Origin of the sequence: Streptomyces cirratus (genome assembly GCF_014650775.1) — a bacterium.
In the GTDB taxonomy this organism is placed as follows: domain Bacteria; phylum Actinomycetota; class Actinomycetes; order Streptomycetales; family Streptomycetaceae; genus Streptomyces; species Streptomyces cirratus.
Genome location: NZ_BMVP01000006.1, coordinates 303,809 through 325,199 on the forward strand (window position 1 = coordinate 303,809; position 21,391 = coordinate 325,199).

Annotated in this window: 15 protein-coding genes; 4 read left to right on the plus strand and 11 right to left on the minus strand. The window is 72.8% G+C overall.

Annotated features, from left to right (window positions below; all coding sequences use genetic code 11):
- Nucleotides 1–304 precede the first annotated feature (304 nt).
- From ald to pyrG, 4 genes are all read right to left on the minus strand, one after another.
- Nucleotides 305–1,420, minus strand: a complete 1,116-nt coding sequence (gene ald / locus IE207_RS18765) for an alanine dehydrogenase (RefSeq protein WP_190185377.1) — start codon at nucleotides 1,418–1,420, stop codon at nucleotides 305–307.
- A 152-nt stretch (nucleotides 1,421–1,572) separates the two neighbouring features.
- Nucleotides 1,573–3,537, minus strand: coding sequence for a tetratricopeptide repeat protein (locus IE207_RS18770; protein ID WP_190185378.1), 1,965 nt, complete (start codon nucleotides 3,535–3,537; stop codon nucleotides 1,573–1,575).
- A gap of 161 nt (nucleotides 3,538–3,698) precedes the next feature.
- Entirely contained in the window at nucleotides 3,699–4,358 is a 660-nt protein-coding gene (locus IE207_RS18775; protein WP_190185379.1) for an NUDIX domain-containing protein, read from the minus strand.
- A 79-nt stretch (nucleotides 4,359–4,437) separates the two neighbouring features.
- Entirely contained in the window at nucleotides 4,438–6,099 is a 1,662-nt protein-coding gene (gene pyrG / locus IE207_RS18780) for a CTP synthase (protein WP_190185380.1), read from the minus strand.
- Between the two features lie 471 nt (nucleotides 6,100–6,570).
- Between pyrG and IE207_RS18785 the strand changes: the two genes are divergently transcribed.
- Both IE207_RS18785 and IE207_RS18790 read left to right on the plus strand, forming a co-directional pair.
- Nucleotides 6,571–8,376 (plus strand): glycoside hydrolase family 15 protein, encoded by a 1,806-nt coding sequence (locus tag IE207_RS18785; protein ID WP_190185381.1) that lies wholly within the window; start codon nucleotides 6,571–6,573, stop codon nucleotides 8,374–8,376.
- 92 nt (nucleotides 8,377–8,468) lie between these two features.
- Nucleotides 8,469–9,851 (plus strand): FAD-binding oxidoreductase, encoded by a 1,383-nt coding sequence (locus IE207_RS18790; protein WP_190185382.1) that lies wholly within the window; start codon nucleotides 8,469–8,471, stop codon nucleotides 9,849–9,851.
- Between the two features lie 3 nt (nucleotides 9,852–9,854).
- On the opposite strand, the gene IE207_RS18795 is transcribed toward IE207_RS18790, so the two are convergent.
- A complete protein-coding gene (locus tag IE207_RS18795; RefSeq protein WP_308433624.1) occupies nucleotides 9,855–11,171 on the minus strand; it encodes a flavin monoamine oxidase family protein in 1,317 nt (438 codons plus the stop codon).
- Nucleotides 11,172–11,312: 141 nt separating this feature from the next.
- The gene (locus IE207_RS18800; protein WP_190185383.1) at nucleotides 11,313–12,854 is read right to left on the minus strand and encodes an APC family permease; all 1,542 of its coding nucleotides are present in this window, start codon (nucleotides 12,852–12,854) and stop codon (nucleotides 11,313–11,315) included.
- A gap of 200 nt (nucleotides 12,855–13,054) precedes the next feature.
- Between IE207_RS18800 and IE207_RS18805 the strand changes: the two genes are divergently transcribed.
- On the plus strand, nucleotides 13,055–14,677 hold the full coding sequence (locus tag IE207_RS18805) for a PucR family transcriptional regulator (protein WP_190185384.1): 1,623 nt from the start codon (nucleotides 13,055–13,057) through the stop codon (nucleotides 14,675–14,677).
- Nucleotides 14,678–15,734: 1,057 nt separating this feature from the next.
- On the opposite strand, the gene IE207_RS18810 is transcribed toward IE207_RS18805, so the two are convergent.
- The 5 genes from IE207_RS18810 to IE207_RS18830 all read right to left on the minus strand — a co-directional run bounded on the left by IE207_RS18810 (nucleotide 15,735) and on the right by IE207_RS18830 (nucleotide 20,968).
- Nucleotides 15,735–16,865 (minus strand): glycosyltransferase family 4 protein, encoded by a 1,131-nt coding sequence (locus IE207_RS18810; RefSeq protein ID WP_190185431.1) that lies wholly within the window; start codon nucleotides 16,863–16,865, stop codon nucleotides 15,735–15,737.
- A 158-nt stretch (nucleotides 16,866–17,023) separates the two neighbouring features.
- The gene (recN, locus tag IE207_RS18815) at nucleotides 17,024–18,796 is read right to left on the minus strand and encodes a DNA repair protein RecN (RefSeq protein ID WP_190185385.1); all 1,773 of its coding nucleotides are present in this window, start codon (nucleotides 18,794–18,796) and stop codon (nucleotides 17,024–17,026) included.
- A 105-nt stretch (nucleotides 18,797–18,901) separates the two neighbouring features.
- Entirely contained in the window at nucleotides 18,902–19,888 is a 987-nt protein-coding gene (locus IE207_RS18820) for an NAD kinase (RefSeq protein WP_268250190.1), read from the minus strand.
- Entirely contained in the window at nucleotides 19,885–20,700 is an 816-nt protein-coding gene (locus IE207_RS18825) for a TlyA family RNA methyltransferase (RefSeq protein WP_190185386.1), read from the minus strand. The genes IE207_RS18820 and IE207_RS18825 overlap by 4 nt, the downstream gene beginning before the upstream one ends.
- Nucleotides 20,701–20,707: 7 nt before the next feature.
- Complete coding sequence (locus IE207_RS18830) at nucleotides 20,708–20,968, minus strand: hypothetical protein (RefSeq protein ID WP_190185387.1); 261 nt, start codon at nucleotides 20,966–20,968, stop codon at nucleotides 20,708–20,710.
- Between the two features lie 64 nt (nucleotides 20,969–21,032).
- Between IE207_RS18830 and IE207_RS18835 the strand changes: the two genes are divergently transcribed.
- On the plus strand, nucleotides 21,033–21,380 hold the full coding sequence (locus IE207_RS18835) for an SCP2 sterol-binding domain-containing protein (RefSeq protein WP_190185388.1): 348 nt from the start codon (nucleotides 21,033–21,035) through the stop codon (nucleotides 21,378–21,380).
- Nucleotides 21,381–21,391: the final 11 nt, after the last annotated feature.

A 21,391-nucleotide genomic window follows, 5' to 3' on the forward strand; every position in this document is an offset into this window, starting at 1 on the left:
GTGACCAGGACACTTATCGATAGGTCAGCGTGGCACCATGCCGACGGTTGGCGACTCTATGGCGTGTCACCACTCAGCGGCAACACAATCCGCCGGACCCGCCGCGTTGTGTCGGCAAGCGAACACCACTCTGTCAAGGGCGTACGAGCTGTCACTACGAAGTTTCGCGGGTGTGCGAAAGGGTTAAAGGGTTACGTTCGAGGCGAGTTGAACGGGCTCCCCGCGCACCGCTCAAACACCTCCGGCCGGACCTTGCGGGCAAGGTCCGGCCGGAGACGTGAGATTGACGTCAGTCGTTGACGGTTCAGCCGAGCAGCGTGTTCAGCGGCAGGACCTCGAGGCCGTGGGCCTCGGCGACCGGACCGTAAACGACCTTGCCGTCATGGGTGTTGAGGCCCAGCGCGAGCGCCGGGTCACGGCGCAGCGCCTCGACCCAGCCGAGGTTCGCGAGCTGCACGATGTACGGCAGGGTCGCGTTCGTCAGGGCGTAGGTGGAGGTGTTCGGCACGGCGCCCGGCATGTTGGCGACGCAGTAGAAGACCGAGTTGTGGACCTGGAAGGTCGGCTCGGCGTGGGTGGTCGGACGGGAGTCCTCGAAGCAGCCGCCCTGGTCGATCGCAATGTCGACAAGGACACTTCCGGGCTTCATCTTGGCGACGAGCTCGTTGGTGACCAGCTTGGGGGCCTTCGCACCCGGGATCAGGACCGCGCCGATGACCAGGTCGGCCTCGATGACGGCCTTCTCCAGCTCGTAGGCGTTGGAGACGATCGTCTTGATCTTCGTGCCGAAGATCTTGTCGGCCTCGCGGAGCTTGTTGATGTCCTTGTCGAGCAGGGTCACGTGGAAGCCCATGCCGATGGCGATCTGCGCGGCGTTCCAGCCGGAGACGCCGCCGCCGATGACCACGCACTCGCCGGCGTGGGTGCCGGGGACGCCGCCGGGGAGCACGCCGCGGCCGCCGGCCGAGCGCATCAGGTGGTAGGCGCCGACCTGCGGGGCCAGGCGGCCCGCGACCTCGGACATCGGGGCGAGCAGCGGGAGCGCGCGGCCCGCGAGCTCGACCGTCTCGTACGCGATGGCGGTGGTGCCGGACTCCAGCAGGGCGTCCGTGCACTCGCGGGAGGCCGCCAGGTGCAGGTAGGTGAAGAGGGTCTGGTCCTTGCGGAGACGGTGGTACTCCTCCGCGACCGGCTCCTTGACCTTCAGCAGCAGGTCGGCGGTCTGCCAGACCTCGTCGGCGGTGCCGAGGATCTCGGCACCCGCGGCGACGTACTCGGCGTCCGTGATCGAGGAGCCGACACCGGCGTTCTGCTCGACGAAGACCTGGTGGCCGTTACGGACGAGCTCGTGGACACCGGCGGGGGTGATGGCCACGCGGAACTCGTTGTTCTTGACCTCGCGGGGGATGCCGACCTTCATCGTCGATCACGGTCCTTGGCTCAGGGGATATTTCGGGGCACTTCCATACATACCCGCCCACAAGAACGCGCAACGGGATGCACCACGAGATGACGTGGTGAAGCCAGTCTAATGAAGGATGAGTCGCTGTCTAGCCTTGCAAACAAATAATCTCAGTCGGAATCACTGCGGATTTCGCAGGCTGCGGGGTCATCTCCCAGCAATCTGTCGGCTGCCGACCGGTGCAGTCGCGCGGCCGCCGGGTCGCCCAGCCGGTCGAGCGTGTCGGCCAGTCGCACCTGGAGCGCGGCTTGCAGCCGCAGGTCCCCGGCCCTGCGCGCCAGCTCGACGGCCTGACGGCAGGTGTGCAGGGATTCGGCGGGCCTGCCGGCGTACTCCTGAATACGCGCCATCTCGCTCAACGCCTTTGCCTGGCCCGGGACATCGGCCAGTTTCCGGTACCCCGCGGCGGCCGCGCGCCAGCTGCGCAGGGCGTCCCCGTACCGGCCGGCGTACATGTGTACGTTGCCGAGGCGCCCGTACAGCCTCGCCTCGTCCGCGCGCTCCCCCCGGGCGAGTGCCTGGGACAGGGCCCGGCCGAACCAGTCGCAGGCCCGGTGCCAGTCGGCCAGCTCCTGGTACGCACCGCCTACGGATTCCATCGCGCGGCCCGTCGCGTAGGGATCGTTCGCCGCCTTTCCGGCGTCCAGCGCCGCCCGGTAGCGCTCCAGTGCCTCGTGCGTACGGCCCGTCTCGGCGTCCAGATCGGCCAGGTTCAGCAGCGCTGCGGCCCGCTCCCGGGCCAGGCCGCAGCGCTCGGCGACGTCCAGGACCAGGCGGTGCAGCCCGTACAGCTCGGGTGCGGCGGCGGTGGTGCCCCGGTGCTCGGCCAGGGCCCGTACGAGGGCGGCGACCAGCCTGCGGGCCAGGGTGTCCAGCTCCCCGTCCGCCACCGCGAGGGAGGCCGAGGCGGTCAGGGCGGGCAGCCGGGTGTCCAGCCAGGTGGCCGCCGCCCGCCGGTCGGGGAAGCGCAGCGCCCGGGGCAGCCCGTCCAGGCGCTCCCGTACGTGTTCCTCGTCGTCCGCGGCCATGGCCCGGCAGGAGACCAGCAGCCGCACGGTCCGCTCCAGCATCCGGGCCCGGGCCAGCTGCACCTCGGCCGGCCGCTCCTTGGCCTCCAGCAGCGCCCGCAACAGGGGCGCGAGGCAACCGGGCAACAGGAACAGCCCGTCCTGCGCGTGCCGTACGAGACCCAGCCCGGCGAAGTCCTCCAGGACCGACTGGGCGGCGGCGACGGAGCAGCCCGCGAGGGCGGACGCGGTGTGCGAGTCGACGATCCCGGCGGGCGCGAGCGGAAGCAGCCGCAGGGTGCGCTGGGCGGGCTGCGGCAGGGACTCGTAGACGAGCCGGAAGGCACGGCCGAGCGGCCCGTCGGTGCCGGGCGGCATGTCGTGGAGCTGCTTGGCCAGATCGGCGACGGAGGCCTGGGGGTGGGCGGCGAGCCAGCCACCGGCCAGGCAGAGCGCGGCGGGCTGCCCCCCGCACTCCTGGGCGAGGGCCTCGGCGGCGAGCGGGTCGACCGTGATCCGGGTGTCCCGGATGCCCCCGGCGAGCATCTTCACCGCCGACGGGGTGTCGAGCCCGCCGAGGGTGCAGGGGCGGACATCCGGAATCCCGGTGAGGGGCCCCTCGGCGGTGACCACGACCAGGCATTCGGGGGTGTCGGGCAGCAGCGCGTCGACCTGGTGCGGATCGGCGGCGTCGTCCACGAGCAGCACGGCCCGCTTGCCCTTGAGCGCCGCGCGCAGGGCCGAGCTGAGGTCGTCCTCGCCGGCGCCGGGCGGGGTGGGCCGCCCCAGCCCCTCCAGCAGGGTCCGCACCGCCCGCTCGGTGGCGACGGCCCCTCCGCCGGGCAGGGTGAGCCGTACGCGGAGCACCGCGTCGGGGTAGTCATCGCGGACCTCCCGTACGAGTTCCTCGGCCAGCGCCGTGCGTCCCGAACCCGGACGCCCGGCGATGAGGAGGACCCTCGCGCGGGGGGCCTTGGCCTTGCGGCCCGAGAGGGTGTCGAGTCCGGTCCGCGCGATGTCCTCGCGCAGCTCCTTGAGCTCACGCCGCCGCCCGACGAAATCCGTCACGGATCCGCTCCTCTCCCTGCCTTAGGGTTGCCGAGCGTAGTTCACGCAGAGCGACGGTCCGTGTGGAGCGCGGCTGGTAGATCGCCCGATCGGATCAGCCGATCGTCACATCAGCAGTCCGTCCGGCCCAACGGCCGCTTCCTGCGGCTTCCTACGGCCTCTCACGCCTCGTAGGGGCGGGCCGGCCAGGGGGCGAGGGCCGGGCGCAGGGCTTCGGTGCCGCCTTCGCGGGCGAGGGCCGCGGACACCGCGAGGACCCCGGTCACCAGGCCGGGGTTGCCGAGTTCGCCCGCGAGCACGCCGCGTACCAGCTCCTCCAGCGGGACCCGGGCCAGCTTCATGTCGGCCTCCTCCTCGGACACCGCGAAGCGCTCCCCCCGGGCGGGTGCGAGGTCCCGCGCGAGGAAGATCCGGATCGCCTCGTCCGAGCCGCCGGGGGTGGCGAAGAAGTCGACCAGCACCCGCCAGTCCCGGGCCTGGACGTGCGCCTCCTCGTAGAGCTCCCGCTGGGCCGCGTGCAGCGGGTTCTCGCCGGGCACGTCCAGCAGGCCGGCCGGCAGCTCCCACAGCTTGTGCCGCACCGGGTGCCGGTACTGGTTGATGATCAGGACGCGCTGTTCCTCGTCGAGCGCGAGCACGCACACGGAGCCGGGGTGCACCTGGTAGTCGCGGCGCACGACGGCCCGGTCGGGCATCCGCACCTGTTCCGAGCGCACCGCCGTCTTCGCGCCCTGGAACGGGGTTCGGGAGGCGACGACCTCCCACGTCTCCGGGGTGTCCGCGATGTCGGCGGCGATGTCGGTGGCCTCGTCTTTGCCCATTGCCCCATACCTTCCAGAAAAACGTAGGCAGCCGGGGCACGATCCGTGCCCCGGCTGCCTACGTTATGCGCTTACGCGATCACTTCGCCGACTGCTGGCGCTCCACCGCGGCCTTGACCAGGCCCGCGAAGAGCGGGTGCGGCCGGGTCGGGCGGGAGCGGAGCTCCGGGTGGGCCTGGGTGGCCACCAGGTAGGGGTGGACCTCGCGCGGGTACTCGACGTACTCGACGAGCTTGTTGTCCGGGGAGGTGCCCGAGAAGACCAGGCCGGCCTTCTTCTCCAGCTCGCCGCGGTAGGCGTTGTTCACCTCGTAGCGGTGGCGGTGGCGCTCGTCCACGTACGCCTGGTCGCCGTAGACCTCGCGCACGATCGAACCCTCGGCGAGCTTCGCCGGGTACATGCCCAGGCGCATGGTGCCGCCGAGGTCGCCCGCGCCCTCGACGAAGGCCAGCTGCTCCTCCATCGTGGAGATGACCGGGTGCGGGGTGGAGGCGTCGAACTCGGTGGAGTTCGCCTCCTCGATGCCCGCCAGGTTGCGCGCGGCCTCGATGACCACGCACTGCAGACCCAGGCACAGGCCCAGCAGCGGGATCTTGTTCTCGCGGGCGTAGGTGATCGCGCCGACCTTGCCGTTGACGCCGCGGTCGCCGAAGCCGCCGGGCACGCAGACCGCGTCGACGTCGCCCAGCTGCGCGGCGGCGTCCTCCGGCGTCTTGCAGTCGTCGGAGGTGACCCACTTGATCTGGACGCGGGCCCTGTTGGCGAAGCCGCCTGCGCGCAGCGCCTCGGTCACCGACAGGTAGGCGTCGGGCAGGTCGATGTACTTGCCGACGAGCGCGACCTTGACCTCGTGGTCGGGGTTGTGGACCCGGTCCAGCAGGTCCTCCCACACCGTCCAGTCGACGTCGCGGAAGGGCAGGTCGAGCTTGCGGACGACGTAGGCGTCCAGGCCCTCGGTGTGCAGCACCTTGGGGATGTCGTAGATCGACTTGGCGTCGATCGCGGCGACGACCGCGGCCTCGTCGACGTCGCACATCAGCGAGATCTTGCGCTTGATGGAGGTCGGCACCTCGCGGTCGGCGCGCAGCACGATCGCGTCGGGCTGGATGCCGATGTTGCGCAGCGCGGCGACCGAGTGCTGGGTCGGCTTGGTCTTGAGCTCGCCGGACGGGCCGATGTAGGGGAGCAGCGAGATGTGCACGACGAAGACGTTGTCGCGGCCGACCTCGTGGCGGACCTGGCGCACGGTCTCCAGGAACGGCAGCGACTCGATGTCGCCGACGGTGCCGCCGACCTCGGTGATGACGACGTCGACGTCGTCGGTCGCCATCCGCCGGATGCGGTGCTTGATCTCGTTGGTGATGTGCGGGATGACCTGCACGGTGTCACCGAGGTACTCGCCGCGCCGCTCCTTGGCGATGACCTGCGAGTAGACCTGGCCGGTGGTGACGTTGGCCGAGCCGTCGAGGTCGACGTCGAGGAAACGCTCGTAGTGACCGATGTCCAGGTCGGTCTCGGCGCCGTCGTTGGTGACGAACACCTCACCGTGCTGGAAGGGGTTCATCGTGCCCGGGTCGACGTTCAGGTACGGGTCGAGCTTTTGCATCGTGACCCGCAGACCGCGCGCCTTGAGCAGCGCACCCAGGCTGGAGGCCGTCAGGCCCTTGCCGAGGGACGAAGCGACACCCCCGGTGACGAAGATGTGCTTGGTCGTCGAGGATGACGAATTTCGTGCCGGCATCGCCAAGAGGGGGCTCCCGTGGTCGCGAGGTGAGGTGCGTCCGACGCCGTTCCGCGGAGATCCGAAGGGTCTCTGGGGGCGCCGAAGCAGCGGTTTCGGGGCTCCTGATTCGCACAGGCAGACCACCGGTCCACGGGGTACCAGCCTATCAGCGCCCGGACCCGTCCGCCTCCGGCCACGCTCCCGCGCCCTCACGGGACCGGGTCGGGGGCCGTCCACCTCGGGTATCCGTCCTGGTCACCCGATCGGACGAGTCGCATTGTCCCGGGGCTTAAGGGGATCACTAGTCTGCCGTCATATCCTGCTCGAATATCGCTGCACAACCGCGCCGAGCAGTCCGGCCTACGGTGTAACCACGCCACATCCGGCAATCTAGGCTCGACGCGGGGATCCCTACACACAAGAGACCGCGCATCCGCGCATTGCAAGCGCCCTCAGGGGCGGACGTGGCTGTTCGACTGGAGATGCAACGTGTCCGGGCGCATCGAGGATTACGCACTGATCGGCGACATGCAGACCGCGGCTTTGGTCTGCCGGGACGGAGCCGTGGACTGGGCATGCCTTCCACGCTTCGACTCCCATGCTGTCTTCGCGAGCATTCTCGGCACCGAGGAACACGGGTTCTGGCGGGTAGGACCCGCGGTCCCGTCCGGCACCCCGGCCCCCCGGGCCGACCGCCGGCGCTATCGCGGTGACTCCCTGGTGCTGGAATCGGAGTGGGACACCCCGCGGGGGACGGTGCGCGTCATCGACTTCATGCCTCCCCGTGAGGACCACGCCCCGCAGCTGATCCGCATCGTCGAGGGGGTCAGCGGCCGCGTCCCCATGCGCTCCGCGCTGCGGATGCGCTTCTCCTACGGCCGGATCGTGCCCTGGGTGCACAAGGTGGACGGGCGCACCGTGGCCGTCGCCGGCCCGGACTCGGTCTGGCTGGACACCGACGCGCAGACCTACGGCAAGGACCTGACGACGTACTCCGACTTCACCGTCGGACCGGGTGACCGGGTGACCTTCGCCATCAGCTGGCAGCCCTCCCACAAGGGAGCCCCGGACAACCCGGACGCCGAGGCGGCTCTCGAGGCCACCACCGACTTCTGGCGGGACTGGGTCGAGCACTGCACCTACCACGGCCCCTACCGGGAGGCGGTGGTCCGCTCCCTGATCACCCTCAAGGCGCTGACGTACGGCCCCACGGGCGGGATCGTCGCGGCGCCGACCACCTCCCTGCCGGAGGAGATCGGCGGCGTGCGGAACTGGGACTACCGCTACACCTGGCTGCGGGACGCGGCGATCACCCTGTCCTCGCTGCTGCGCACCGGCTACCGCGACGAGGCCTCCGCCTGGCGGGACTGGCTGCTGCGCGCGGTCGCCGGCGACCCGGAGAACCTGCAGATCATGTACGGGATCGCGGGCGAGCGGGAGCTCGGCGAGACCGAGCTGGACTGGCTGCCGGGTTACGAGAACTCCCGCCCGGTCCGCGTCGGCAACGGCGCCGCCCACCAGCTCCAGCTCGACGTGTACGGCGAGGTCACCGAGGCCCTTCACCTGGGTCACATGACGGGCCTGGCCCGCAACGACTACGCGTCGGTGCTCCAGCTCAAGCTGATCCGCTACCTGGAGACGCACTGGAACGAGCCGGACGAGGGCATCTGGGAGGTGCGCGGGCCGCGGCGCCACTTCGTGCACTCGAAGGTGATGGCGTGGGTCGCGGTGGACCGCACGGTCAAGCTCATCGAGAGCGGGGACGTGGACGGCCCGTTGGAGCGCTGGCGCGAGCTGCGCGACGAGATCCACGCCGACGTCTGCGAGAAGGGCTACGACAAGGAACGCAACACCTTCACCCAGTCCTACGGGTCGAAGGAACTGGACGCCTCGCTGCTGCTGATCCCGCAGATGGGCTTCCTGCCGCCGGACGACAAGCGCGTCATCGGCACCATCGAGGCGATCCAGCGCGAGCTGTCCACCCCGGACGGGTTCATCCTGCGCTACCCGACGGCCGGCGAGGACGCCGGTGTCGACGGCCTGGAGGGCGACGAGGGGGCCTTCCTGGCCTGCTCGTTCTGGATGGCCGACGACCTCGCGATGATCGGCCGCGTCGACGAGGCGCGCCGGCTCTTCGAGAAGCTGCTGTCGCTGCGCAACGACCTGGGGCTGCTGGCCGAGGAGTGGGACCCCAAGCTCCAGCGGCAGGTGGGCAACTTCCCCCAGGCGTTCAGCCACGTCCCGCTGATCGACACGGCGCTGCGGCTGACGGCCAGCGGGGCCTACGGAGGCTGACGCGGGTCCCGGCGCGCTCCGGCGCGCCGGGACGGCGGCCCCCGCCTAGGCTGGAAGGGTTTCTTCGCCCTCCACGGAAGGAGGGGTGGGTCATGGCACCCTTCACCAAGGCGGCCACGGCACTTGCCGCGCTGCGCGAGGATCTGGCCGGGGAGGTCTTCGCCCCCGGTGATCCGGGTTACGACGAGGCCCGCACCGTCTTCAACGCGATGATCGACCGCAGGCCGGCCGTCATCGCGCAGTGCGAGAGCGTTTCCGACGTCGTGACCGCCGTGCGGTTCGCGCGGGACCTGGACCTGCACGTCGCGGTGCGCGGAGGCGGCCACAGCGTCGCCGGGATGGCCGTCAACGACGGCGGTGTCGTCATCGACCTGCGCCGGATGCACGAGGTGACCGTCCACCCGGCGGCGAAGGCCGTACGGGTCGAGGGCGGGGCCACGATGAGTCACCTGGACCGGGCCTGCCAGCCGTACGACCTGGCGACCACCGGCGGCCGGGCTTCCACGACCGGCGTGGGCGGCTTCGTCCTGGGCGGCGGAACGGGCTGGCTGGACCGCACGTTCGGGCTGGCCGTGGACAACCTGCTGGGCGCGGAACTGGTCACGGCGGACGGAAACGTGGTGGAGGCCACCGCCGAAGAGAACCCGGAACTGTTCTGGGCCCTGCACGGCGGCGGCGGGAACTTCGGCGTCGCCACCTCGCTGACCCTGCGCCTGCACGACCTGCCGGCCATGTCCATCGCGTTCCTGCTCTACCGGCCCGAGCACGGCCCCGACGTCATCCGCGCGTTCCGGGAGGTCGTCGCGGCCGGACCCCCCGAGGTGAGCGGCGCCGCCCTCTACCTGACCGGGCCGCCCGAGGAGTTCGTCCCGCCGCACCTGGTGGGGAAGCTGATGACGGGTGCGCTCGTGACGTACACGGGCCCCGAGGACGAGGTCCGCAAGCTCGCCGAGCCGCTCCTGGCGATCCCGCACGAGGTGGAGATGGTGACGGGCATCCCCTACGCCGATCTCCAATGCATGCTCGACGACCCGCCCGACATGCGGAACTACTGGTCGGCCGAGTACCTGACCGGGCTGCCGGACGAGTTCGTGGACGTCTTCTGCGCCCGGGGCGAGGCCATGCCGGTACCCACGGGCACCCAGCACCTGGTGATGCCGCAGGGCGGCGCGATCGCCTCCGGCCCCAAGGAGTGGCCGGTGCCCTACCGCGACGCGCCCTGGGCCGTGCACCCCTTCGGCATCTGGCAGGACCCGGCCGACGACGAGCGGTGCCGCCAGTGGGTCAAGGACGTCCGCGCCGACGCCCGGCCGTGGAGCACCGGCGCGGTGTACCTCAACTTCACCGGCGACGAGGGCGCGGAGCGGGTGGCCGCCGGGCTCGGCGCCGAGAACCTGGCCCGGCTGGGTGCGGTGAAGCGGCGGTACGACCCGGACAACGTGTTCCGCTTCAACCACAACATCAAGCCGCTGTAGGGGTCACGTCAGGGCGGCGATCACCTCCCGTGCCGCCCGCTCGCCCTCGGTGGCGCCGCCTTCCATGAATCCCTGGAAGTCGTAGCTGCAGTGCTCGCCGCCGATGTGGATCCGGCCCTGGGCGGTGCCCTCGTACTTGGCGTACCGGTGCAGGTAGCCCGTGGGCCAGTACGAGTACGCGCCCAGCGAGTGCGGGTTCTCGTGCCAGGCCGAGAGCTGGGCCCGCCCGTTCCACGCGGCCTTGGTGCCGGGGAAGAAGGCGTCGACGCCGGCCAGTACCCGTCCCGCGAGGTCGCGTACGTAGCGGTCGGACTCGGTGGCGAAGGGCGAGCCGGGGGTGAGCGCCCCGGCGAGGCTGCCGCCGCCGTACTGGAGCAGGATGCCGCCCGTGCCCGGCTGGACCTTGGTGGTGTCCCAGACTTGCTGGACGGGCGAGTCGGTGAAGCATTCGCCGGCCGAGACCCCGGGCCAGGGGCCGGTGCCGCGCCAGGGCCGGGCGGTGAACTGCATGTTCAGCTTCGTGCAGTACCCCATGCGGGCGTCGCGCAGCAGGTTCTTCATCAGCGGGTCGAGGCCGGCCCCGGACAGGTCGATCCGCTGGAACAACGGCAGGGGCAGGCACAGGACCGTGTGGTCGGCGACGACGGTGCGCACCGATCCCGCGTCGTCGAAGGTCAGGCTCTGGGTGCCGTCGGCCGAGACCCGTACGGCGGTCAGCTCGCGGCCCATCACCAGCGAACCGGCGGGCAGGGCCTGGGCGATGGCGTTCGGGAGCCGGTCGTTGCCGCCGGTGATGTCGTAGCGCTCGTTCGACAGACCCCAGACGTTGAAGTGCCCCGGGTTGGTCTGGTAGCCCATCAGCAGGACCAGGGCGAGGGCGGACTGCTGGTCGGTGTCGGCCCCGTACTCGACGTTGTAGGCGACGTCGATGAAGCTGCCGAGCCGCGAGCCGTGGCCGCCGGGAACGCGGGTCTCGATCCACTCGTACAGGGTCATGTCGTCGAGGGCGGTGCCCGCGGGGGTGGTGTCGATCAGTTCGGCGCCGATCTCGGAGGTCTGGCCGTACGCCCAGTGCGTGCGCTGGCTGTACATGCGGCCGCCGACCCTGCTGGGGTTGGCCTCGTAGAGCGTGCAGCCGACGCCCGCGTCCTTGAGGGTGAGCGCGGCGGTCAGTCCCGATATCCCCGCTCCGACGACGGCGACGCGGGCGGGGTGCGACGGGCGCCTTGGGGGCGGGCGCGGACTCGGCGGCGGACGCGCCGGCCGAGGAGGCGAGGACGGTCCCGAGACCGAGGGCGGCGGCACGGCCGAGCAGTTCACGCCGGCCGAGTCCGCTGACGTCGTCGACGGGCAGGCCGAGGCGGCGGGCCGCGGCGTGTTCGGCGGCGAGCCGGCGGAGCGCGTGCATCTGCGGCGTACGGGCCATGGCGGGGGCTCCTTGTGGGTGGACGGCTCTGCCGGTCAGCGGAGGATGGTCGCGGCGACGGACGGGGCGGGGTCCTCGGCGCGTTCGGCGGCGTCCTCCAGCACGACGCGGCCGATGATCTCGTAGCGCTCGGGGGCCTTGAGCTTGAGCCACAGGCCCAGTCCCAGGCCGCCGAAGAAGACGACGCCGACGATCCACGGGATGAGGGTGAAGAAGAAGGAGTCGGCGGCCAGCCCGGCGGCGGTCTCCATGTTGACCACCAGCAGGACGACCACGGCGGCCATCGCGATCCCGCCGGCCAGGGGGGCCGTGAACGTCTTGAACCAGTGCCGGTCCTCGGGGTGGTTGCGCCGGAAGTAGCCGATCACGGCGAAGGAGCACAGGGTCTGGACGATGAGGATCGCCATCGTGCCGAGGATGGCGAGCAGGGTGTAGAGGTGGATGTACGGGTCCTGGCCGGTGACCCAGAACAGCGCGACCAGGGCAGTGGCGATGGCGGTCTGCACGACCGAGGAGACGTACGGGGAACCGTGCTCGGCGTGCGTGCGGCCGAGAGCGGGGTGCAGGAAGCCCTCGCGGCCGATGGCGTACAGATAGCGGGCGGCGCACTGGTGGAAGGCCATGCCGCAGGCGAACGAGCCGGTCAGCAGCAGCCACTGGAAGGCGTTCACGGCCCAGCCGCCGATGAAGGTCTCGGTGGGGGCGAAGAACAGGTCGAGCGGGCTCGCGGAGGCCGAGAGTTCCACCGACTCGGCCAGGCCGTTGCCGGCGATGGTCATCCAGGAGACGTAGATGTAGAAGAGGCCGACGCCGACGACCGAGATCAAGGTCGCCTTGGGGATGACGCGCTTCGGGTCGCGGGATTCCTCCCCGTACATCGCGGTGGATTCGAAGCCCACCCAGGACCAGAAGGCGAAGAAGAGGCCGAGCCCGGCGGAGGTGCCCGTGAAGGCGTTCTTCGGGTTGACCGGCTCGACGGGGATGCCGTCGGGGCCGCCGCCCGCGATCAGGACGGCGGTGGCGACGGCGAAGAGCACGGCGATCTCTGCGACCAGCATCACCCCGAGGGCCTTGGCGGTGAGGTTGATGTCGAAGTGGGCGGCGACGGCGGTGACGGCGAGCATCGCCGCGGCGTAGAGCACCCAGGGCAGTTCGACGCCGAGCTGGTCGTGGACGGTGGTCTTCGCGAAGTAGGAGAACACGCCGACGATCGAGGCCTCGAAGACGATGTAGGCGAGCACGGCGAGCATGCCGGAGGCCATGCCGGCGATCCGGCCGAGGCCGTGGGAGATGTACCCGTAGAACGCGCCGGCGGCGGTGATGCGCTTGGCCATGGCGACGTACCCGACGGCGAAGACGGTGAGCACGGCGGTCGCGAAGAGGTATCCGGCAGGGGCTCCGACGCCGTTGCCGAAGCCGACCGCGATGGGGAGGTTGCCGGTCATCGCGGTGATCGGGGCGGCGGTGGCGACGGCCATGAAGACCACCCCGACCAGGCCGACGGAGTTGGCTTTGAGCCGGTGGACCTGAGGTGGTGCGGCCGCCGCGGGCGGGGTGCCGGTGGCATCTGCGCTCATGCCGTCCTCGTTCCTGTCGGGAAGGGAGTCACTGCGGGAGGGGCGTCACTCTGTCGTCGCGTGACGCACACCACAATCGGCAGGCAGTCCGATAATCTCCTTGCGTGTCATACGAGTTGTCGGGCCGGAAGGGGACAGATCGGGCTCCGCAACCGCCCGGTGATGTGCGCGGAACACGACGGGCGGTACCGTCCCGCGATATGGACAATCAGGGCGGCATCACCGTTCAGCGGGCGCTGGAACTGCCGGGGCTGCGCAGCGGACTGCCGGAGGTGGTGGCCTGCGCCGACCGCCTGGGGCGCACGGTGCGCTGGGTGCACGCGGGCGAGGTCCCCAACATCGCGTCGCTGCTCAAGGGCGGCGAGCTGCTGCTGACCACCGGGCTGGGGCTGGGCACCCGGCCCGCCGAGCAGCGGGCCTTCGTACGGCGCCTCGCCGACCGGGGCATCGCCGCGCTCGTCGTCGAGCTCGGACCCCGCTTCACCCGGCTGCCCGCGACCATCGTCGAGACCGCCCGCGCGGCCGGCCTGCCGCTCGTCCAGCTGCACCGGGAAGTCCCCTTCGTCACGGTGACGGAGGAGGTCCACACCGAGATCGTCAACGGCCACTACGCGCTGCTCCAGCGCGCCGAGGAAGTCCACCGGCGGTGTACGGAGGCCCTGTTGGGCGGTGGCGGGATCCCGCAGGTGCTGCGCATCGTGGCCGACTTCACGGCGAACCCGGTCTTCCTGGAGACCCCCGACGGGCAGCTGCTGTACGCGGCCGGTCCCGCGGGCGGCGACGCCGCGGCGGACCCGCTCCAGGTGTGGGAGGGGCTGCGGGGCCAGCGGGAGGCCGAGCCGTCCGCCAACACGGTGGTCATCGACGTCCCGGGCGGCGGCCACGGCACGGGCTCGGTCCGCGCGCGGGTCGTGCTGCTGGGCGTCTCGTCGCCGCTGCTGCCGGTGCACCGGATGGCGGCGGAGCGGACGGCGGGGGTGCTGGCGGTGGTGCTGATGCAGGCCCGCCAGGAGGACGAGCTGGCCGCGCGCGGCCGGGGCGACTTCCTCACGGACCTGGCCGAGGGGCGCATCTCGGCGGAGGACGCCCCGGCGCAGGCGCGCGTGCTCGGCTTCAAGCCCGGGGCGGGGCCGCTGCTGCCGGTGGTGATGCGGCTGTCCTCGGCCCTGGGCCCGTCGGGGAACTGGGCGGTGCTGGCCCGGGCGGTCCTGGAGGAGCTGAGCTCGGTGGGCGTCCCGGTCCTCCTGGGGGTCCGCCCGGTGGAGGGAAGGGTCCCCCTGCTGGTCTCTCTGCGCTCGGAGTCGGAGCGCACGACGGTGGCGGACCGGGTGGCGGCCGCGCTGCGGGCGGGGGTGGAGCGCGCCGGCCTGGACCGGGCGGGGGCGCCGCCGGCGGTGGTGGTCGGCGTCTCCGGCAGCTGGGCGGCGGCCTCCGCGGGCCTGCGGCACGCGGCGGAGACGGCGACGGCCGCCCATGGCCTGCCGGCCCGGCCCTGGTATGACGCGCGCCGCCTGGACATCGACCTGCTGCTGTGGCGGCTGCGGGAGCACCCCGACCTGGCGGCGTTCGTGGACCGCGCGATCGGCGCGCTACGGGTGCACGACGCCGCGTCGCGGCCGCCTCTGCTGCCGACGCTGGAGACGTACCTGGCCCACGCCGGCCGCAAGGCGGAGACGGCCCGCGAGCTCCACCTGAACCGCCAGACCCTGTACAACCGCCTGGCCCGCATCTCGGAGCTCCTGGGCACGGACCTGGACGACCCCGAGACGGTCCTCTCCCTCAGCCTCGCCCTCCGCGCCCGCCGCCACGCCGCCCCTTTCTGACGCGCCGCCGCACGGCTCGGCGCCGCCCCTTTCTGACGCGCCGCTCGCACGGCTCGGCGCGAGGGCGCCACCCCTTTTGACGCGCCGCCCGCACGGCTCGGCGCGAGGGCGCCACCCCTTTTGACGCGCCGCTCGCACGGCTCGGCGCGAGGGCGCCTTACCGGCTTCGCGCCGCTGCGCCGGACTCCGTCCGGCGGAGCCGGGGCGGGGTTGCGGGCCACGGCCGCCGGTGGCCGCGGCCCGCAGCGGACGAACCGGCCGTCGTCCTGGGGCTCCGCCCCAGACCCCGCGCCTCAAACGCCGGCGAGGCTGGATTTGCCGGCGCCCGCCACCACCAGCCCACCGGCGCTTGAGGCGCAGGCCGGCACAAGCAGCCCCGCCGGCGTTCGAAGCGCGGGAACCGGACCGAGCCCACAACACCAGCCCCACGAGCGTTCGAGGCGCGGGGGCCGGGCCGAGCCCGCAATACCAGCCCCACCGGCGATTGAGGCGCAGGCCGGCATGAACAGCCCCACCCGCGTTCGAGGCGCAGGACCGGACCGAGCCCGCAACACCAGCCCCGCCGGCGATTGAGGCGCAGGCCGGCACAAGCAGCCCCGCCGGCGTTCGAAGCGCGGGGACCGGGCCGAGCCCGCAATACCAGCCCCACCGGCGCTTGAGCCGCAGGACCGGGCCGAGCACGCGATACCAGCCCCGCCGGCGATTGAGGCGCGGGCCGGCATGAACAGCCCCACCGGCGCTCGAGGCGCAGGGGCCGGGCCAAGCCCGCAATACCAGCCCCACCGGCGATTGAGGCGCAGGCCGGCATGAACAGCCCCACCCGCGTTCGAGGCGCAGGACCGGACCGAGCCCGCAATACCAGCCCCGCCGGCGATTGAGGCGGAGGCCGGCACAAGCAGCCCCGCCGGCGTTCGAAGCGCGGGGACCGGGCCGTGCCCGCGACACCAGCCCCGCCGGCGATTGAGGCGCGGGGGCTGGGGCGGAGGCCCAGGGAACGGGGGAAGGGCGGGGAGGGGACAGCCCCGCAGGGCCCTGACCACCGGCACCGCAGGGCGGGTCAGGCTCGGCGGCGGGCCGTCAGTTCGTCGTAGACCGACAGGACCTGGGCCACCGTGTCGTCCTCCGAGGGCCACGTCGCCGCCTGCGCACGCCCCGCCGCGGCGAGAGCCACCCGGCGGGCGGGGTCCGCGAGCAGGGCCGTCACCGCGGACGCCAGCGCCCCCGCGTCCCCGTACGGCACCAGCACCGCCGCCTCCCCGACCAGTTCCGGCACGCCCCCCACCCGCGTGGCCACCAGCGCCACCCCCGCCCGCAGGGCCTCCTGCGCCAGCAGCGACCTGCCCTCCCAGCGGCTCGGCAGCACCGCCACGTCCGCCGCCGCCAGCAGCCGGTCCGCGTCCCGGCGCCGCCCCAGCAGCCGCACCGGCAGGCCCTCCGCCTCGATGCGCCGGGTCAGCTCCGCCCGCAGCGGCCCCTCCCCCGCGATCACCAGCAGCGGTACGGGGTCCAGCGCCCGCCACTCCCGCGCCGCCTCCAGCAGCAGCCCGTACCCCCGCCGCGCCACCAGGCTGCCGACCGCGATCACCAACGGCCGCTCCACCACCCCCAGTTCCGCCCGCACCTTCTCCGGCTCCACGGCCGGCTCCGGCCCCGCCGCCACCGGTACGGCCACCGCTGCCAGCCGGGCGTCCCGCGCCCCGCGCAGCCGTGCCAGGTCGACCTGGTCGGAAGAGGCGCCCAGCACCACGGACGCCGCCCGCGCCACGTGCCGTTCCATCAGCCGGCTCATCTGTCCGAGCGGGCCGGCCGCTTCGGGGGCGCCGCCGTGCCAGGTCACCACCAGCGGTGCCCGCCGTCCGGGCCGGTATCCGCGCAGCGCCAGCGCGGCCCGCATCCCCGCCCGCACCCCGTGCGCGTGCACCAGGTCGGCCCCCGCACAGGCGGCCCGCAGAGCGGCCGCCGCGTCGGGCGTGAACTCGGCCCCGGCGCCGGTGAAGTCGTACGCGCCTTCCGCCTCGGCGGGGGCGCACACCGTGACCCGTACGCCCCGCGCGGCGAGCCCCGTCGCGAGGGAGCGCACGTGCGCACAGCTCCCCGCCCCGGCACCACCCAGGACTTGGACGGTACGCAGCGGTTCACGCCCGTACGGCTGCGCGGGCACGGGTGACGAAACCGGGGAGCTGCTCACGGGCCGAAGCTCCAGGGTGAGGGAGTCAGAGACGTCGCCCAGGATGCCAGTCCGCACGCGCGTTCCGTGCCCATACGGGCGCGGATCCCGCGGGAGATGGCGCCGGGCACCCCCCGGCCTCACCCACACGGGCGACAGCCGGGCCGCCCCCGGGACGTCTAACCGTCCGCGCGGGCCGCCGCCAGCAGCTCCTCGGCGTGTGCGCGCGCGGTCTCGGAGTCCTCCTGGCCGGCCAGCATCCGCGACAGTTCGCGGACCCGGTCCTCGCCCTCCAGCACCGTGACCCCGCTGCGCGTCACCGATCCGTCGACGGTCTTCTCCACCAGCAGTTGCCGGTCAGCGAAGGCCGCCACCTGGGGCAGGTGGGTGACGACGACGACCTGCGCCGAGCGGGCCAGCTTCGCGAGCCGGCGCCCGACCTCCACGGCCGCCTTGCCGCCGACGCCCGCGTCGACCTCGTCGAAGAGGTACGTCGGCACCGGGTCCGACCCGGCGAAGACGACCTCCACCGCCAGCATGACCCGCGACAGCTCACCGCCCGAGGCCCCCTTGGCGATCGGCCTGGGCTGCGCGCCCGGGTGGGGGGCCAGCAGCAGCTCCACCTCGTCGGCGCCCGCGGGACCGTACGCGACGGGCCGGCCGTCGACCTCCACCGCGTCCCCGTCGGCGGCGACCTCGCTCTGGCGGATGTCGAAGGTGACCCGGGCGTGCGGCATCGCCAGCGAGGCCAGCTCGGCCGTGACGTCGGACGCGAACCGCGAGGCCGCCTCCACTCGGGCATCCGTCAACGCCTGTGCCAGCTGCGAGAGTTCGGACCGCAGCCCGTCCCGCTCCACGGTCAGCTCCGCGATCCGCCCGTCGTCGCCGTCCAGTTCCAGCAGCCGCGCGGAGCCCTGCTGGGCCCACTGGAGGACGGCGTCGATGGAGTCCCCGTACTTGCGGGTGAGCTGGGTGAGGGCCGCCCGGCGTTCCTCCACCGCGGCCAGCCTCAGCGGGTCGGCGTCGAGGTCGTCGGCGTACCCGGCGAGTTCCCCGGCCACGTCGGCCAGCAGGATGCCCAGCTCCCCGATGCGCTCCGCGAGCGCGCCCAGCGCCGGGTCGTGGGCCCGTACGGACTCCAGCGCCCGGTGCGCGCCCGCGACGAGCGTGTTGGCGTCGATGCCCTCCGGGTCCTCCGGATTGCCCGCGAGGGCGGCGTGGGCGGCCTGCGCCGCCGAGGCGAGGGATTCGGCGTGGCCCAGCCGCTCGGCCTCGGCCGCCAGTTCGGCGTCCTCGCCGGGCAGGGGTTCGACGGCCGCGATCTCGTCCAGTCCGAACCGCAGCAGGTCCGCCTCCTGGGCGCGTTCCCGGGCCCGGGTGGTGATCTCCTCCAGTTCGGCGGCGACCGCGCGCAGCCGCCGGTAGGCGCCGGTGTACTTCTCCAGCGGGACGGCGACCGCGTCCCCGGCGTACCGGTCGAGCGCCTGGCGCTGGCGGGCCGGGCGCAGCAGTCCCTGCTGGTCGGTCTGTCCGTGGACGGCGACGAGATCGTCGGCGAGTTCGGCGAGCAGTCCGACGGGTACGGAGCGGCCGCCGACGTGGGCGCGCGAGCGTCCCTCGGCGGAGATGGTCCGGCTGATCAGCAGGGCGCCGTCGTCGAGCTCCGCCCCCGCCTCCTCGGCCCGCAGGGCGGCGGAGGCGCCGGCCGGCAGCACGACGCGGCCCTCGACCACGGCCGCCTTGGACCCGATCCGTACCAGGGCCGGGTCGGCGCGACCGCCGAGCAGCAGCCCGAGGCTGGTGACGACCATCGTCTTGCCCGCGCCGGTCTCGCCGGTCACCGCGGTGAAACCGGGCGACAGCTCGACCACCGCGTCGTCGATGACCCCGAGCGACCGTATCCGCATCTCCTCAAGCACGGGACGACGATACCGAGGTTTCAGCGGTGCCATGCGACGTCACCCTCCGGGAGTTTCCCGAACGGACGTGCTAATAACGCCGCCGGGCAGGTCCTGACGCGGCAAGTCCTGACGCGGCAGGTCCTGACACGGCGGGTCCTAGTGCGGCGCCCCGCGCCACCCCGAGACGGGCAGGGCGAACTTCGCCACCAGCCGGTCGGTGAAGGACGCGTGGTGCAGCCGGGCGAGCCGCACGGGCACCGTCCCGCGCCGCACCTCCACCCGCGCCCCGGACGGCAGCTCCAGCGTGCGCCGTCCGTCACACCACAGCACCCCGTGCGGAGTCCCGGGCTGCACCTCCACCGCCAGCACCGAGTTCGGCGAGGTCACCAGTGGCTTCGCGAACAGCGCGTGCGCGCTGATCGGCACCATCAGCAGCGCCTCCACCTCCGGCCACACCACCGGCCCGCCCGCCGAGAACGCGTACGCCGTCGAGCCCGTCGGCGTCGCGCAGACGATCCCGTCGCAGCCGAAACCCGACACCGGGCGCCCGTCGATCTCCAGGACCACCTCCAGCATCCGCTCCGGGGACACCTTCTGGACGGCGGCCTCGTTCAGCGCCCAGTCCCGGTGGAGCACGTCACCGTTGGTCCGCACCAGCACGTCGAGGGTCATCCGCTCCTCGACCTCGTACGCGCGCGTCACCACCCGGTCCACGACCTTGTCCAGGTCGTCCCGCTCCGCCTCGGCGAGGAACCCCACCCGGCCCAGGTTGACGCCCAGCATCGGCACCCCCGAGCCGCGCGCGAACTCCGCACCGCGCAGCAAGGTTCCGTCGCCGCCCAGCACGATGAGCAGCTCGCAGCCCTCCAGGGCCTCGGGCGTGGCCTCGGCGACCAGCTCCACTCCGGGCGCCAGCGGCAGGTCCACCGCCTCGTCGGCGAGGACCCGTACGCCCAGCCCCGACTTGAGCAGCCCCTGCACGACGAGTTCGGCGCTGCGGATGGCCGCCGGCCGTCCCGTGTGCGCGACGAGGAAGACGGTCCGCCCCGCGGTCGAATCCGTCGTGCCCGCTCCCGGCGCCCCCGCTTCCGCCGTCCCCGTTCCTGACGTTCCCGCTTCTGACGTTCCCGCTGCATCGGTCACTGCGGCCCCTCCGCCACTGCACGATCGACATCCCCCGGGTCGAGTGCCGGTGCGCCCGCCCGCAGCCACAGAAAGTACTCGACGTTGCCCGACGGCCCGGGCAGCGGGCTCGCGGTCACCCCGAGCACCCCCAGCCCCAGCTTCCAGGCCTGCGCCGCGACGTCCCGTACGGCTTCGGCGCGCAGCTCGGGGCTGCGCACCACTCCGCCGCTGCCGAGGCGGTCCTTGCCGACCTCGAACTGCGGCTTGACCATCAGCACCAGGTCCGCGCCGGGCGCGCAGCACCGTACGAGCGCGGGCAGCACCAGGCCGATGGAGATGAAGGACAGGTCACCGACGACCAGGTCCACGGGAACCCCGTCGAGCAGCTCGACGGTCAGCTCCCGGACGTTGGTGCGGTCCTTGACGGTGACCCGGTCGTCGCTCTGCAGGGACCAGGCGAGCTGCCCGTAGCCCACGTCCACGGCCATGACGTGGTCGACCCCGGCGCGCAGCAGCACGTCCGTGAAGCCGCCGGTGGAGGCGCCGGCGTCCAGCGCCCGGCGGCCCTCGACCACCAGGCCCTGCGGCCGGAAGGCCGCGAGGGCACCGGCCAGTTTGTGGCCGCCCCGGGAGACGTAGTCGGGGTCGCTGTCGTCCTTGAGGACGACGAGGGCGGCGCTGGTCTCGACCTGGGTGGCCGCCTTGGTGGCGGTGGTGCCCCCCACGGTCACCCGGCCCGCGGCGATCAGCTGGGCCGCGTGCTCCCGCGAGCGGGCCATGCTGCGGCGTACCAGTTCGGCGTCCAGGCGGCGGCGTGCCACTCCTGCCACGTTCGGTTCAGCTCCTGTTTTCGTACGGTCCGGGGACGGGCGGTGCGTCCAGCGCGGTCAGCGCGTCGCGCAACCCCCTGTGCACATCCTCGTACACCTCGGCGTGTCCGTCCGCCGTGAGGTGGTCGACGGCCGCCAGCCGCTCCAGGAGACCGTCCACCCCGGCGTGGCCGGTGGGGGTGCGTACGACGCCCAGCGGCGCGGGCCCGGCGGGCTCGGCGGGGGCCCCGGGTACGTCCGCGGCGGCTTGCGGTGCTCGGTCGGTCATGCCCCGACGCTACCGCGAAGCGCGCCGCGACCACGCATGGCTCTGCGGTACGGTCGGGATCACGATGGCTACCACCGAGGAGTGCCGCGAGGCGCTCGACCGACTCTCAGACAACCTGGCCGGCGCCGAGGGCGACGTCCGCGGCGCGGTCGCGCTCGACCGGTCCCTCAGCTGCCACATCACCGACCTGGACCAGACGTTCACCGGCCGCCTCGACGGGGGCCGGATCCGGGTCGACGCCCTCACCCCCGGGCCGCCCGCCGCCAAGGCGGAGATCCGGCTCGCGATGACGGGCGACGACCTGCTCGCGCTGGTCGCGGGCGAGCTGCGGTTCGCCCGGGCCTGGGCCTCTGGCCGGGTCAGGCTGGAGGCCGGTTTCCGTGACCTGCTCCGCCTGAAAAGCCTGCTCTGAGCCCCGGCACC